The sequence below is a fragment of the Pseudomonas marginalis genome, from assembly GCF_024169655.1.
GTDB classification, from domain to species: domain Bacteria; phylum Pseudomonadota; class Gammaproteobacteria; order Pseudomonadales; family Pseudomonadaceae; genus Aquipseudomonas; species Aquipseudomonas paraveronii.
On the sequence record NZ_JALJWV010000001.1, the window covers coordinates 4,315,207 to 4,329,108 of the forward strand.

The window sequence follows — 13,902 nt, forward strand, 5'->3', positions numbered from 1 at the left end:
ATCGCGTTGAGTAATGACGCTCAACGATAAGCCCGACGCCTGCGGCGAATGACGCAAAAACCGGGGCGGTTGCCCCACCAAACCGCGCAAAATTTGTATGTTTACCAGCCCTATTTACCGCCCGCGAATCCGCCGCCACGCGCGGCGCAGGGTCGCGCCCGAGCAGTCAAGGCTGTTTGCCTTATAACAGATTGTTCTAAAACTCCGTTGATTTGCCCGTGTCAGTTTCTGGGTACGCGCCCTTTGGGCGTATTGAGTGTTGAACCTCCCCAACGGAAAAACCGGTAAGGAATTTATGTGCGGATTAGCTGGAGAACTACGTTTCGATGCCCAACCTGCCGACCTGGCTGCGATTGAGCGCATCACCCATCACTTGGCCCCACGCGGCCCCGATGCCTGGGGCTTCCATGCCCAAGGGCCGATTGCCCTGGGCCATCGGCGCCTGAAAATCATGGACCTGTCGGACGGTTCTGCCCAACCGATGGTCGACGCGCAGTTGGGTTTGTCCCTGGCCTTCAACGGCGCGATCTATAATTTCCCGGAACTGCGCCAGGAGCTGGAAGCCTTGGGCTACGCCTTCTATTCCGGCGGCGACACCGAGGTGCTGCTCAAGGGCTACCACGCCTGGGGCGAAGCCCTGCTGCCCAAGCTCAACGGCATGTTTGCGTTTGCCATCTGGGAGCGCGATGCCCAGCGTCTGTTTATTGCTCGTGACCGTCTCGGCGTGAAGCCACTGTACCTGTCGCGCACCGGCCAGCGCCTGCGCTTTGCCTCGACGTTGCCGGCGCTGCTCAAGGGCGGCGATATCAACCCGATCCTCGATCCGGTGGCGCTCAACCATTACCTGAACTTCCACGCCGTGGTGCCCGCGCCGCGCACGCTGCTGGCTGGCATCGAGAAACTGCCGCCGGCCAGTTGGATGCGTATCGACGCCCACGGCAACACCGAGCAGAAAACCTGGTGGACCCTGCCTTACGGCCCGCGTGAGGATGAGCAGCACCTGACCCTCGAAGACTGGACCGACCGCGTACTCGACAGCACCCGCGCAGCCGTGGCCATCCGCCAACGCGCTGCCGTGGATGTGGGCGTGCTGCTGTCCGGCGGCGTCGACTCGAGCCTGCTCGTCGGCCTGCTGCGGGACGTCGGCGTGCAGGACCTGTCGACCTTCTCCATCGGTTTTGAAGACGCCGGCGGCGAACGCGGCGACGAGTTCCAGTACTCGGACCTGATCGCCAAGCACTACGGCACCCGTCACCACCAACTGCGCATCGCCGAGGGCGAGATCATCGAGCAACTGCCGGCCGCGTTCCGCGCCATGAGCGAGCCGATGGTCAGCCACGACTGCATCGCCTTTTACCTGCTGTCGCGGGAAGTGGCCAAGCACTGCAAAGTGGTGCAAAGCGGCCAGGGCGCCGACGAGCTGTTCGCCGGCTACCACTGGTACCCGCCAGTGGACGGCGCCAGCGATCCGTATGCGGCGTACCGCGAGGCGTTTTTCGACCGCAGCTACGACGACTACGCGGCCACCGTCGCGCCGAAATGGCTGACCGCCAATGACGCCGCCGGCGACTTCGTGCGCGAGCATTTCGCGATGCCGGGCGCGGACGCCGCCGTGGACAAGGCCCTGCGCCTGGACAGCACGGTGATGCTGGTGGACGACCCGGTCAAACGCGTCGACAACATGACCATGGCCTGGGGCCTGGAAGCGCGCACACCGTTTCTCGACTACCGCCTGGTGGAACTGTCGGCCCGCGTACCGGGCAAATTCAAATTGCCCGACGGCGGCAAGCAAGTCCTCAAGGAAGCGGCGCGTCGGGTCATCCCGAGTGAAGTCATCGACCGCAAGAAGGGTTACTTCCCGGTGCCCGGCCTCAAGCATTTGCAGGGCGATACCTTGAACTGGGTCCGCGATTTGCTGCTGGACCCGAGCCAGGACCGCGGCCTGTTCAATCCGGCCATGCTCGACCGCCTGCTCACCGACCCACACGGTCAACTCACCCCGCTGCGCGGCTCCAAGCTGTGGCAACTGGCGGCGCTGAACCTGTGGCTCAGCGAACAAGGAATCTGATCGATGAAACCTCTCGCAGCGGCTTACAGCCAACGCTTGCTCAAGGGCCAGGCGCCAACCTACGAGCGCCTGCAAGCACGCCTGGCCGAAGACGGCAGCCCACTGGCCGCCGAGCCGATCGCGGTGCATTGCGGCTGGGGCCGGTTGTTGATCGGCCACACGTTTCCCGACCCGGCCAGCCTCGCCGAGGAGCTGCTCAACGAGCAGGCCGGCGAGCGCGACATCGCGCTGTACGTGGCCGCGCCCCAGCAGATCCTGGGGATCGATCCGCAGCAACTGTTCCTCGACCCGTCCGACACGTTGCGCTTGTGGTTCTCTGACTATCGTCCGTCGACCCGCGTGTTTCGTGGCTTCCGTATTCGCCGCGTGCAGACCGAGGCCGATTGGCAAGCGGTCAACCAGCTCTATCAGGGACGCGGCATGCTGCCGGTTGACGCCGCACGCCTGACGCCCCGCCACGCGGGCGGCCCGGTGTATTGGCTGGCCGAGGACGAAGACAGCGGCGCGGTGATCGGCAGCGTGATGGGCCTCAACCATCAGAAAGCCTTCCACGACCCGGAACACGGTTGCAGCCTGTGGTGCCTGGCGGTCGACCCACACTGCACCCGCCCCGGCGTCGGCGAAGTGCTGGTGCGCCACCTGGTGGAACACTTCATGAGCCGTGGCCTGAGCTACCTGGACCTGTCGGTGCTGCACGACAACCACCAGGCCAAGAGCCTGTACGCCAAGCTCGGCTTTCGTGCCTTGACCACCTTTGCGATCAAGCGCAAGAACGGCATCAACCAGCCGCTGTTCCTCGGCCCTGGCCCGCAGGCGGGGTTCAACCCCTACGCCCGGATCATCGTCGAAGAAGCCCATCGTCGTGGCATCGACGTACACGTGGACGACGCCGATGCCGGCCTGTTCACCCTCAGCCATGGCGGCCGACGCGTGCGCTGCCGTGAATCGTTGAGCGACCTGACCAGCGCCATCAGCATGACCTTGTGCCAGGACAAAAGCCTGACCCACAAGGTGCTCAACGCCGCCGGGTTGAAACTGCCGGCGCAACAACAGGCAGGCAGCGCCGATGACAACCTGGAGTTCCTCGACGAACACCAGCGCATCGTGGTCAAACCGCTCGATGGCGAACAAGGCCAAGGCGTGGCGGTGGATCTGCAGACCATCGAAGAGGTGCAACAGGCGATTGAAGCGGCGCGCCAGTTCGACAGCCGGGTCTTGCTCGAAAGTTTCCACGAAGGCCTGGACCTGCGCATCCTGGTGATCGGCTTCGAAGTAGTCGCCGCAGCGATCCGCCGCCCGGCCGAAGTGATCGGTGACGGCCAGCATTCCATCCGCGCCCTGATCGAGGCGCAAAGCCGTCGTCGCCAGGCCGCCACCGACGGTGAAAGCAAAATCCCCCTGGACGCCGAAACCGAGCGCACCCTGCACGCAGCCGGTTATGACTACTCCAGCATCCTGCCCAGCGGCGTGCAGTTGGCCGTGCGCCGAACCGCCAACCTGCACACCGGCGGCTGCCTGGAAGACGTCACCGGCATCCTCCATCCGACGCTGGTCGACGCCGCCGTGCGCGCCGCGCGTGCCCTCGACATCCCGATGGTCGGCCTCGACCTGATGGTGCCGGCGGCCGATCAAGCGGAGTACGTGTTTATCGAAGCCAACGAACGGGCCGGGCTGGCCAATCATGAGCCGCAGCCGACAGCGGAGCGGTTTGTGGATTTGTTGTTTCCGCACAGTCAGCCAAGCGCTTGAAAGATGTATTGCCTGGAGCGGCGCTATCGCCGCTCCAACCCCTCATCGAAACCATCGATGCCCTCACCCCATCAGGAGTTTCCATGACCCGAACCCTCCCCGAACCGGATCTCAACTACCTGCAAAAAGTGCTGCTGGAAATGCTCGCCATTCCCAGCCCGACCGGCTTTACCGACACCATCGTGCGCTATGTCGCCGAGCGCCTGGAAGAACTCGGCATCCCCTTTGAAATGACCCGCCGTGGCACCATCCGCGCCACCCTCAAGGGCCAGAAAAACAGCCCCGACCGCGCGGTGTCGGCGCACTTGGACACCATCGGCGCCGCCGTGCGTGCGATCAAAGACAACGGCCGCCTGACGCTCGCCCCGGTCGGCTGCTGGTCGAGCCGCTTTGCCGAAGGCAGCCGCGTCAGCCTGTTCACCGACAACGGCGTGATCCGTGGCAGCGTGTTGCCGCTGATGGCCTCCGGGCATGCGTTCAACACCGCCGTGGATGAGATGCCGGTGAGTTGGGACCATGTCGAGCTGCGTCTGGACGCGTACTGCGCCACCCGCGCCGATTGCGATTCCCTGGGGATCGGCATCGGTGACTATGTGGCGTTCGACCCGCTGCCCGAGTTCACCGAGAGCGGGCATATCAGCGCGCGTCACCTCGATGACAAGGCCGGCGTCGCCGCCCTGCTCGCCGCTCTCAAGGCGATCATCGACAGCGGCGAACCTTTGCTGATCGACTGCCACCCGCTGTTCACCATCACCGAGGAAACCGGCAGTGGCGCGGCGGCCGCCCTGCCCTGGGACGTGAGTGAGTTCGTCGGCATCGACATCGCCCCGGTCGCCCCCGGCCAGCATTCCAGCGAACATGCCGTCAGCGTGGCGATGCAGGATTCCGGCGGGCCGTATGACTATCACCTGTCGCGCCACCTGCTGCGCCTGGCGACGGATAACGAACTGCCGGTACGCCGCGATCTGTTTCGTTATTACTTCAGCGACGCACACTCGGCGGTCACCGCCGGCCACGACATTCGCACTGCTTTGCTGGCGTTTGGTTGCGATGCGACCCATGGCTACGAACGCACCCACATCGACAGCCTCGCGGCGCTGAGCCGTTTGTTGGCGGCTTACATTCTCAGCCCGCCGGTATTCGCCAGCGACGCGCAACCGGCGCAGGGTTCACTGGATCGGTTCAGTCATCAGCTCGAGCACGAGACCCAGATGGAGAGCGACACCCGCGTGCCGTCGGTGGACAGCCTGGTCGGCCAGAAGTCCTGACACTGGCAACAACGGTCCCGGCGCAGTAGCATCGCCGGGACTTAACCCCAGAGGCTTGTATGCTGATTCCCTACGACGCACTTGAAGTCGACACCCTGACCCGCCTCATCGAAGACTTCGTGACCCGCGACGGCACCGACAATGGCGACGACACGCCCCTGGAAACCCGCGTACTGCGCGTGCGCCAGGCACTGACCAAGGGCCAGGCATTGATCGTATTCGACCCCGACAGCGAGCAATGCCAGTTGATGCTCAAACACGACGTGCCCAAGCATCTGTTCGACTGAAATGGCAGTTCAGGGGTTGGGCACCAGCACCGGATGAGTCGCGGCGCCCTGGCGTTCGACGATCTTCTGGTACACCTCGGCGCGATGGACCTGCACCCCGGCGGGGGCTTCGACCCCGAATTTCACCTGGGAACCGTTGAGTTCGAGAATGTGCAAGGCGATGTCATCGCCGATGGAAATGATTTCGCCTACGGCACGGCTTAAGACCAGCATGGCGGTTGTCCTTTTCGAGTGACAGGACCCCGACCTTGCGCGCTTGGGTGATGCTCAGCAATGACTTGCGGTCGAATCAGGCATCACCTACAGCAGCAGGTAATTTGCCTGACAGACCACATGATTTTTTTGCGCAGAGCCCGGTCAAGAAACCGATCAGCCCTTAATCGCCTGGGCTTTGGCGCGCATCTTGTCAGCCATCACGGTCATCTCGTCATACAGCAACTGCGGGTTCTTCTGCTTCAACGCCCAGGCCATCCGCCCTTGCTCGTGGGGCAGGATCATGAACTCACCCTCGGCCACCCGCTGGTAAATGTAATCGGCGATATCGGCCGCCGAAATCGGCGAGCTTTCCAGCAACTTGCCCACCTGCGCCTTCATCGCCGGGGTCGGCCCACGGAATGAGTCCAACAGGTTGGTCTGGAAGAACGACGGGCACACCACGTGAACCCCGACTTCCTGCTGCTTGAGCTCCACCAGCAAACTCTCCGACAACGCCACCACACCCGCCTTGGCCACGTTGTAGTTGCTCATGGCCGGCCCTTGCATCAGCGCCGCCATTGAGGCGATGTTGATGATGCGGCCTTTGCTCTTTTCCAGCAGCGGCAGGAACGCCTTGCAGCCCTTGACCACGCCCATCAGGTTGATTGCGATCTGCCAGTCCCAGTCTTCCAGGGACAGTTCGGCGAAGAACCCGCCAGAGGCCACGCCAGCATTGTTGACGATTACATCGATGCCGCCCAGCTTGACCTCGCAGGCCTGGGCAAAGGCGGTGAGCTGGCTGTAGTCGCGCACATCGCAACGCTGGATAAACCCATCGCCGCCCGCCTCGCGCACTCGCTTGAGGGTCTCTTGCAAGCCCGGCTCGCTGACATCCGACAAGGCCAACTGCCAACCCTCGCAGGCCCAGCGCAGCGCGATTTCGCGACCCAGTCCGGACCCGGCACCGGTGATCATCATGCGATTTTGCATAGGAAAATAGCCTTGTGGTTCACGGAAGAAGTGATCGGCAGTGTAGCGAAGGTTTTTCCTACACCCACGCACCATCCAATTGATGAATGCCCTGAGCAAACCGCGGGACGGGTCGGATGCCATGGCCTGGCCTAAGTTCAATCTTTTTCAACTAAGCGCAGGCATTTGTCGGCGCGTTAAAAGAAATAAGTGCGTTTCCAAAATGCTTTAAAAAAACACGGAATTTTCTGCGAAGCGGCACAGTCGGAGTTGTTAAGGCGTCCGCAATTAAACCGGCGGGCCTAATGTTAAACAACCAGTCCTTGCACAAGGCCTATAAGGAAATACAACTATGAGCCTCATTTTAATCATCATCCTGATTCTCCTGCTGGTCGGCGGTTTGCCGGTGTTCCCGCACTCCCGTAGCTGGGGTTATGGGCCGTCGGGTATTCTCGGTGCCGTCCTGGTGGTGCTGCTGATCCTGTTGTTACTCGGCAAGATATAAACGCCGGGCAAAAAAAAGAGGCCTTCATGAAGGCCTCTTTTTTATTGCCGGGCGATTAGTCCGGCTTACCGTCGACAACACCGGCGGTGTTATCCAGCAAACTTTTGGTCGCGGTCTGCAGGAACGATTCGAGCTTCTGTTTCAGCCCAGCCTCGTCCGGCGATTCCGCGATCACTTTACCGGTCGGCTCGGCGCCCAGTTCGTATTGCCACAGTTTCGCTGGCATTTCCTTAGGCAATACCAGCACGCGGTCGCCGGTGACCAACGCCACGGTCTGATCGCTGCCCGAAGGTTTGATCACGCCGAAGCCCTTGTCGCCTTCCGGCAGGTTGAGCAGGTCACGGCCCCAGCACTGGTGCAGGGTGTCGCCACCGAGACGGCCCATGATGGTCGGTACGATGTCGATCTGGGTGCCCACGGTGTGGTCACGCTCGCCGAACTTCTCTTGCATGCCCGGTGCAATCATCAGCATTGGCACGTTGAAGCGGCCCAGGTCCATCTCGGTGATCTGCTGCTCGTTACCGAAACCGTGGTCGCCCACGATCACAAACAGGGTTTCCTTGAAGTACGGCTCCTTGCGGGCCTTTTCAAAGAACTGGCCCAGGGCCCAGTCGGAGTAGCGCATCGCCGTCAAATGCTCGTTGAGGCTGCCACGGTCGGTGACTTTCTCCACCGGCAACGGGGTCGGCAAGGCATACGGCGTGTGGTTGGACAGGGTTTGCAGCAGGGCGTAGAACGGTTTGCCGCCTTCACGCGCTTTCAGTTCTTCCAGGCCACGGTTGAACATGTCCTGGTCGGACACGCCCCACGTCGGATCGGAGAACACCGGGTCGACAAAGTCGTTGCGGCCGATGAAGTTGGTCATGCCCTGGTTGCTGAAGAAGCCCGACTGGTTGTCCCAGGCGAAATCGCCGTTGTAGACATACACGTCGTCAAACTTGCGCGCACTGAGCAACTGCGGCAGGCCCGACAGCTTGTGGCTGCCTTCCGGGGTCTGCATCAGGTACTCGAACCCCGGCAGGTTCGGGAAGCACGCCATGGTGGCAAACATACCCTGGTGGGTGTGAGTGCCGTTGGAGAAGAAGCGGTCGAACAGCAGGCCTTCCTTGGACAGTTTGTCGAAGTACGGCGTGATATTGCCCGGACGCCCCAGGGCGCCCACCGAGTGACCGGCGAAGCTCTCCATCAGGATGACCACGACGTTCTTGATCGGCAGGGTTTTCTCGGCCGGTGGCGTGAAATCACGGCGCACGGCGGCGGTGTCGGTATCCACCAGCTTCTCTTGCGGCAGCACCAGCATGTCGCGCACGGTCTGGGTGGCCAGCGGTTGTTCGAGGGTGGCCTTCCAGATGTTGGTGCGGTCTTCGGAGAAGCGCGACTTGGCTGCGGCGATCAGCGACAACGTGCCATTGAGGCCCAACTGGTTGGCGAAGTTCGAATCGGTGGTATAGACGTCACCCCAACGCAGCGGCGGGCCCTGGCGCAGGGTGCCGCGAGCGGCGACCACGGCGACCAGCAGGCACACCACAAACACCGCGATCCGCGAATACCACGGCGCCACTTGGCGGGTGCCAATGCTGCCGCCGCTGAACGGGCCGCGTGGGCGCGTCGCGCGGTCGGCGCCCTTGAAGGCCATGCTCAGGATCAGCGTGCCCACGGCCCAGGCGAGCAGGTAGCGCACCACCGGAAAACCGTACCAGAGCATGCTCATCACGGTTTTCGGGTCTTCCTTCACGTATTGGAAGACCAGGCCGTTGAGGCGCTGGTGGAATTCGCGGTAGAAGTCCATTTCCATCAGGCCCAGGAACAGCGCGATGCTAGAGGCCAGGGTCAGCCAGAAACGGAAGAACCCGCGCGCGGCCATGGCCCGCACACTGAACAGTGCCAGCAGCAAGGGGATCACCAGGTACACCACCAGGCGAATGTCCAGGCGCAGGCCGTTGGCGAACGCTTCCAGGAAGGTCGAGGCCGGTGTGTCGAGGATCATCTCGCGGTTGTACGCCAGCAGCGCCAGGCGCAGCAGGGAGAACATCACCATCATGACCAGTGCGCAAAGCAGCGTGTATGCCAGATGGGATTTGACGGTCGGTTGCAGCAGGCGATTAGAAGCTCGCTGCTGATTCAGGGCGTCCGGGTTTGCCATGTCGTTTCAGGACCCATTGGAAGTTTAAGTTGCGAAAGAGTGCAGTGGCGTCCGACCCTCGCCCAGGCTGGCTGGGGTAGGCGGTAAACGCGGTGGCGCAAATGGTGCCCGATCACTGCCGGCAACGCTATTAATTACTGAACGCATGCCGCAATCCTGCCGCTGACGGAGCGTGAGATAGAGCCGTTGCAGGGAGATAAAGCCGGCGAATTGTCTTGGATGAGATGTGAAAATTTCGTACAGCGAATATTTCGACACACAATATCAAGGCATTCGTTGAAACCATTGTGGGAGGGGGCTTGCCCCCGATAGCGGTGGTTCAGCCACTGTTGTAACGACTGATACACCGCTATCGGGGGCAAGCCCCCTCCCACATTTTCCGTACTCACTCCTGCTTGAGTGAGTCGAGCGCTCAGAAGCGCATGTTGCCCCGTGGCCCGGCGATCGCCCAGATGATCAGGCCCAGGACCGGCAGCAGCAGGATCAACAGAATCCACAGCACCTTGGCACCGGTGCTTGCGCCACTTTTGAACACATTGATGATCGCCCAGATATCCAGCGCGAGGATGATCAGCCCGACCAGACCGTTGAAAGTGGAACCCATGGTGTCGCTCCTAAGTGAGGGCATGCCCTTGTAGGATAGCCAGCCCTGGCAGGGGGTTCCGTTTTATTTCAGACGTGGACCGCGACCCGCAGCGCTTCCAGGGACGGTTCGCCCTTGATGCCAACTTCGGCGCACAGTTCCAGCACGCGCGGCAGGTCGTTGCCGTACACCAGCACGGCCTGGATCTCGTCGTCCAGTGGCTGGCTGAAGTTCAGCAACACATAACCACCGTCTTGCGGGCTGAGGGCACTCATCTGGATCTGGATACGATTGAGCGCGGTGAGGGCTTCGGTCTTGGCCAGTTGCTTGGGCTTGAGGTTAAACGCCACGCCGGGGCCGAACGATGCAACGATCTGCGTAAACAGGTCGCCATAGGTGTCGGCCTGGAACAGCACGGTGTCCGGCAGGCTGCCGACCACTACCCACTCGCCCAACGGAATCGAGAACGTATCGTCGTAGTTGATGTCCGGGTTTGCCGCCAGAAACGCCACAGGGTCGGCGTAGGCCTGCGCCGCTTCTTCGGCGATGCGTGCCACCTCGTCGTCGCCCATGACGCCGGCGCTGATTTTACGGATGAGTTCGACGAGGGCGTTTTTCATGAAAGGGTCCTGTGGCGGGCTGGTTTTTGAGGGCGCGTAGCCTACACCAGTTTCTGCAACTGCGCCGCCGTATCCACCGCGCCCATGGTCTGTGCCGCTGCCAATGCCGTGGCGCCCTGGGCGTCGATCGCCTTGGGGTTGGCGCCCTGGCTGAGCAGGTAGTCGAGCATTTCGACGCGGTTGAACATCGCCGCCATCATCAATGCCGTGCGCCCGTCCGAGGATGACGCGTCAACCGGCGCGCCGCCTTCGATCAGCGCCTTGACCACGGGCAAATGGCCCTTGAACGCCGCACCGGCCATCGGCAGTTGATGCTTGTCATTGGCGATCTGCGGGTCAGCCTTGAATTCCAGCAGCACTTTTACCGCGTCGGCGTGGCCGTGATAAGCGGCCAGCATCAGCAAGGTGTCGCCATTGTGGTTACGCAGGTTGGCTGGCAAGCCCTTGGCCAGCAGCGCGGCCATCAGGGCGGCATCGCCTCTGCGCGCGACGTCGAAGACCTGCTCGGCAAATTCGGCGGCTTCGTCGTCAGTCATTTGTTTGGCGTGGTCCGACATGTGGGGGCTCCTTGTCTGGTAAGGCTTGGGGTACTGAAGAGTAGGCGCCCAGTGTCGCGAGGGAGTTCCCCACTGTCATGGTTTTTTTGTCGAAAGCGGCCATAGGCAGAATCAATAGCGGAACTGACCGCCCTGGATCTGCGCAAGCAACTGGCCGGTGACGGGCACGTAACTGTCCGAACCGGGCAACCAGGCGTACACCGGGTCGTTGCCCGCCTTGTCCGGGTCGAACGCTTCCTCCTTGAGCCGCACTTTCTGGTACTTGAACGTACCCGTTGTCTCCATCTTCATCTTGATCCGCAGGAACAGCGGCACCGCATAGTGCGGCAACTGGCCATGGGCGAATTGCAGCAACTCGCGCATATCCAGGGCGGCCAGGGATTCGCTGGGGGTGATGGCGACCATGCCGGCGCGGCCATTGGTGTTTTCGATCTCGACGCCGTAGGCCACCACTTCGGCGATCTGCGGGTGTTGCAGCAGGATGTTCTCGACCTCGGTGGTGGAGACGTTTTCACCTTTCCAGCGATAGGTGTCCCCCAGGCGATCGACAAATTGCGCATGGCCAAAACCGATGCTGCGCAGCAGATCGCCGGTATTGAAGTAACGGTCGCCCTTTTCGAACACGTCGGTCAGCACCACCTTGCGGTTCTTTTCCGGGTCGGTGTAGCCGTCGAACGGCGCCTTTTCGTCGATCTTGGCCAGCAGCAGGCCCTGCCCGCCCGTTGGCACCTTGCGCATGAAGCCATCGGCGCCACGCAGTGGCTCACCGCTGTCGTGGGCGTAATCCACCAGCGCCCAGTGCTGCAGGCAGAAGCCGATGGTGTTGTCGAAATTCAACACATTGGTGAAGCCGATATTGCCGTCACTCGCGGCATACAGCTCACAGATATGCTCGACGCCAAAGCGTTGCTTGAACTGCGCCCATACGCCGGGCCGCAGGCCATTGCCGACCATCTTGGTCACGCGGTTGTCACGATCCTGGACGTTGGCGGGTTGGTCGAGCAAGTAACGGCACAACTCACCGACATAACCCAGGGTGGTGGCGTTGAACTTGCGCACATCGTCCCAGAACTGGCTGGCGCTGAATTTGCGGCGAATCGCAAATCCCGACGCGCCGACAATCGCCGAGCCCCAGCACACGCAAAGGCCAGTGGCGTGGTACAGCGGCAAGGTGCAATACAGGACGTCGGCGGGACCCATGTCGAGGGCGATGCTGCCGAAGCTGACGGCGGTTTTGGTCCAGCGGCCATGTTTCATGATGCCGGCCTTGGGCAAGCCGGTGGTGCCGGAGGTGTAGATATAGAAGCACGGGTCGTTGAAAAAGATCTGCCGGGAGCTGGCCAGGTTGTCCACCGCGCACTCGGCACTGGCGGCCATCAGGTCGGCATAGCCAGCAGGCACGGCGCTGCTGTGTTGATCCGCGACAAACCAGGTGCGGTCCGTCTCGATCGCCACTTGCTCGCGCACCGCCGTGTAGGCCGCCACCAATTCCGCCCCCACCACAATCGCCACCGGGTTGACCAGATTCAGGCTGTGAACCAGCGCCGCCTGGGTTTGCGCGGTATTGAGCATGGCGCAGATGCCGCCCAGCTTGGCCACGGCCAGCACGTTGAGCAGCAATTCGGGGCGATTTTCAATAAACAACGCCACTACATCGCCTTTGCGGATGCCCTGGCTGTGCAAGTGATGGGCGATGCGGTTCGCACGCTGATTGGCGTCGCGGTAACTAAGCACGCTGTCGCCATACAACAACGCAGCACCGTCAGGGTTGCGCAGGGTCGCTTGCTCGAAATGCCAGCCCAGGCCACAGGGCTGCGCGGGGTCGGTGACATTGGCGGCACGCATGCCGCGGACTACCCGAGGCAAGGCCCGGACGATGGCGGGCACCTTACGCAGCAGCATGCTCCAGGTAATCATGTCGTTTTGCGGAGGGTTCATAGAGGAACGTCCTTTTTCTTATTCTTCGTGGAGGCCAGAAGCTCCGGCACTTTTGTAGGCAGCAAGCCACATGCTTACGGGAAAATACGCCAGCCGTTCTTAGGCTGTACACGCGGGATTTGAAATGTTTTGTATCCCGGGCCGGCAACAGGCAACCGACAAACAGGGAATTTAGCGACACATCCACAGTCCTTATGAGTAACGATGCGCCCGCCTGGCCGGATCGAATAGCGCAAAATGCAGGATGCATGATGGCCACTCATGCAAATTGCACGAAATCAAAAATCTCTATTTTTCACAACTGATTGATTTTTAAAGACTTATTGTAAAGTAGTGAGGTGGCACAATCACTGCACCTATCACTCCATGCTTGCCAACTTGAGCCAACGGAGCTGATAGACATGAGCCTGATCCAAGATAAATTCGCCTCAGTATTTTCCCAATACGACGTCACCACTCAGCCACGCCCGGACGGCGGTATCCTGTTGACCCTGCGCAACAGCGAAGGTAAGCAGGTCAAGCGTTCGATCTCCTACCAGCAATTGCACACGGCCGATCAACTCACCTGGGTAATCAGCGCCATTCGCCGCGACCTGGCCGAACAAGCCAGCGACCTGCCGCAGATTTCGATGCTGCAAAGCCAGAACCGCTTTGCCCTGCCGACTTACCACTCGGCATAAGCCACCCATAAAAAAGGGCCGCGACGCCATTAAGCGTCGCGGCCTTTTTTATGAACTCAACACAAGCCCAAGCGGGCCGCTTCATTCATCGCTTGTACACGATTGTTGACTTGTAACTTGCCGTAGATGTTACGTAGGTGGAATTTCACCGCGGCTTGGGACGTTTCACGAATCCGGCTGATTTCCCAGATCGTCTTGCCTTCGGAGGCCCAGCGCAAGATCTCCAACTCGGTCCGGGTCAGGGGCTTGCCGGACAGGGCCAGACGCTTTCTGGCATCGATGGGCACGCTGAACGGCGTACCTGACGCCTCTGGATCACTCATCGCTTTCTCTCCTTCTT

General features: G+C 61.4%; 14 protein-coding genes. 6 read left to right on the forward strand and 8 right to left on the reverse strand.

Going from position 1 to position 13,902, the window contains the following annotated elements:
- Positions 1–295 precede the first annotated feature (295 nt).
- From J2Y83_RS19670 to J2Y83_RS19685, 4 genes are all read left to right on the forward strand, one after another.
- Positions 296–2,068, forward strand: a complete 1,773-nt coding sequence (locus tag J2Y83_RS19670; RefSeq protein WP_253397623.1) for an N-acetylglutaminylglutamine amidotransferase — start codon at positions 296–298, stop codon at positions 2,066–2,068.
- A 3-nt stretch (positions 2,069–2,071) separates the two neighbouring features.
- Positions 2,072–3,817 carry an N-acetylglutaminylglutamine synthetase gene (ngg, locus tag J2Y83_RS19675; RefSeq protein WP_253397625.1) on the forward strand — a complete coding sequence of 582 codons (1,746 nt, stop codon included), beginning with the start codon at positions 2,072–2,074 and terminating at the stop codon, positions 3,815–3,817.
- Between the two features lie 83 nt (positions 3,818–3,900).
- The gene (locus J2Y83_RS19680) at positions 3,901–5,085 is read left to right on the forward strand and encodes an osmoprotectant NAGGN system M42 family peptidase (RefSeq protein WP_198717301.1); all 1,185 of its coding nucleotides are present in this window, start codon (positions 3,901–3,903) and stop codon (positions 5,083–5,085) included.
- A 59-nt stretch (positions 5,086–5,144) separates the two neighbouring features.
- Complete coding sequence (locus J2Y83_RS19685) at positions 5,145–5,372, forward strand: YheU family protein (RefSeq protein ID WP_003236706.1); 228 nt, start codon at positions 5,145–5,147, stop codon at positions 5,370–5,372.
- A gap of 9 nt (positions 5,373–5,381) precedes the next feature.
- Here the strand turns inward: J2Y83_RS19685 and csrA are convergent, their stop codons facing one another.
- Positions 5,382–5,585, reverse strand: a complete 204-nt coding sequence (csrA, locus tag J2Y83_RS19690) for a carbon storage regulator CsrA (RefSeq protein ID WP_198717300.1) — start codon at positions 5,583–5,585, stop codon at positions 5,382–5,384.
- Positions 5,586–5,741: 156 nt separating this feature from the next.
- Complete coding sequence (locus tag J2Y83_RS19695; RefSeq protein ID WP_253397627.1) at positions 5,742–6,557, reverse strand: SDR family oxidoreductase; 816 nt, start codon at positions 6,555–6,557, stop codon at positions 5,742–5,744.
- A gap of 331 nt (positions 6,558–6,888) precedes the next feature.
- Between J2Y83_RS19695 and J2Y83_RS19700 the strand changes: the two genes are divergently transcribed.
- Positions 6,889–7,041 (forward strand): DUF3309 family protein, encoded by a 153-nt coding sequence (locus tag J2Y83_RS19700; protein ID WP_198717298.1) that lies wholly within the window; start codon positions 6,889–6,891, stop codon positions 7,039–7,041.
- Positions 7,042–7,096: 55 nt separating this feature from the next.
- Here J2Y83_RS19700 and J2Y83_RS19705 read toward each other — a convergent pair whose 3' ends face one another.
- From J2Y83_RS19705 to J2Y83_RS19725, 5 genes are all read right to left on the reverse strand, one after another.
- A complete protein-coding gene (locus J2Y83_RS19705) occupies positions 7,097–9,184 on the reverse strand; it encodes an LTA synthase family protein (RefSeq protein ID WP_253397629.1) in 2,088 nt (695 codons plus the stop codon).
- A 412-nt stretch (positions 9,185–9,596) separates the two neighbouring features.
- Positions 9,597–9,788: a PLDc N-terminal domain-containing protein gene (locus tag J2Y83_RS19710; protein WP_198717296.1), complete on the reverse strand. Its 192-nt coding sequence runs from the start codon at positions 9,786–9,788 to the stop codon at positions 9,597–9,599.
- A gap of 68 nt (positions 9,789–9,856) precedes the next feature.
- Entirely contained in the window at positions 9,857–10,387 is a 531-nt protein-coding gene (locus J2Y83_RS19715; protein ID WP_253397631.1) for a hypothetical protein, read from the reverse strand.
- A gap of 41 nt (positions 10,388–10,428) precedes the next feature.
- Entirely contained in the window at positions 10,429–10,944 is a 516-nt protein-coding gene (locus J2Y83_RS19720) for an ankyrin repeat domain-containing protein (protein WP_198717294.1), read from the reverse strand.
- A 111-nt stretch (positions 10,945–11,055) separates the two neighbouring features.
- On the reverse strand, positions 11,056–12,882 hold the full coding sequence (locus J2Y83_RS19725; protein WP_253397633.1) for a long-chain-acyl-CoA synthetase: 1,827 nt from the start codon (positions 12,880–12,882) through the stop codon (positions 11,056–11,058).
- Positions 12,883–13,283: 401 nt separating this feature from the next.
- On the opposite strand from J2Y83_RS19725, the gene J2Y83_RS19730 reads away from it, so the two are divergent.
- The gene (locus tag J2Y83_RS19730; RefSeq protein WP_048721059.1) at positions 13,284–13,562 is read left to right on the forward strand and encodes a DUF3509 domain-containing protein; all 279 of its coding nucleotides are present in this window, start codon (positions 13,284–13,286) and stop codon (positions 13,560–13,562) included.
- Positions 13,563–13,618: 56 nt separating this feature from the next.
- Here the strand turns inward: J2Y83_RS19730 and J2Y83_RS19735 are convergent, their stop codons facing one another.
- A complete protein-coding gene (locus J2Y83_RS19735) occupies positions 13,619–13,885 on the reverse strand; it encodes a response regulator transcription factor (protein ID WP_198717292.1) in 267 nt (88 codons plus the stop codon).
- Positions 13,886–13,902: the final 17 nt, after the last annotated feature.

Excerpts from the sequence above, each read along its gene's own strand:
- J2Y83_RS19670 (WP_253397623.1), top strand. The coding sequence starts at position 296 with ATGTGCGGATTAGCTGGAGAACTACGTTTCGATGCCCAACCTGCCGAC.
- ngg (WP_253397625.1), top strand. The coding sequence starts at position 2,072 with ATGAAACCTCTCGCAGCGGCTTACAGCCAACGCTTGCTCAAGGGCCAG.
- J2Y83_RS19680 (WP_198717301.1), top strand. The coding sequence starts at position 3,901 with ATGACCCGAACCCTCCCCGAACCGGATCTCAACTACCTGCAAAAAGTG.
- J2Y83_RS19685 (WP_003236706.1), top strand. The coding sequence starts at position 5,145 with ATGCTGATTCCCTACGACGCACTTGAAGTCGACACCCTGACCCGCCTC.
- csrA (WP_198717300.1), bottom strand. The coding sequence starts at position 5,585 with ATGCTGGTCTTAAGCCGTGCCGTAGGCGAAATCATTTCCATCGGCGAT.
- J2Y83_RS19695 (WP_253397627.1), bottom strand. The coding sequence starts at position 6,557 with ATGCAAAATCGCATGATGATCACCGGTGCCGGGTCCGGACTGGGTCGC.
- J2Y83_RS19700 (WP_198717298.1), top strand. The coding sequence starts at position 6,889 with ATGAGCCTCATTTTAATCATCATCCTGATTCTCCTGCTGGTCGGCGGT.
- J2Y83_RS19705 (WP_253397629.1), bottom strand. The coding sequence starts at position 9,184 with ATGGCAAACCCGGACGCCCTGAATCAGCAGCGAGCTTCTAATCGCCTG.
- J2Y83_RS19710 (WP_198717296.1), bottom strand. The coding sequence starts at position 9,788 with ATGGGTTCCACTTTCAACGGTCTGGTCGGGCTGATCATCCTCGCGCTG.
- J2Y83_RS19715 (WP_253397631.1), bottom strand. The coding sequence starts at position 10,387 with ATGAAAAACGCCCTCGTCGAACTCATCCGTAAAATCAGCGCCGGCGTC.
- J2Y83_RS19720 (WP_198717294.1), bottom strand. The coding sequence starts at position 10,944 with ATGTCGGACCACGCCAAACAAATGACTGACGACGAAGCCGCCGAATTT.
- J2Y83_RS19725 (WP_253397633.1), bottom strand. The coding sequence starts at position 12,882 with ATGAACCCTCCGCAAAACGACATGATTACCTGGAGCATGCTGCTGCGT.
- J2Y83_RS19730 (WP_048721059.1), top strand. The coding sequence starts at position 13,284 with ATGAGCCTGATCCAAGATAAATTCGCCTCAGTATTTTCCCAATACGAC.
- J2Y83_RS19735 (WP_198717292.1), bottom strand. The coding sequence starts at position 13,885 with ATGAGTGATCCAGAGGCGTCAGGTACGCCGTTCAGCGTGCCCATCGAT.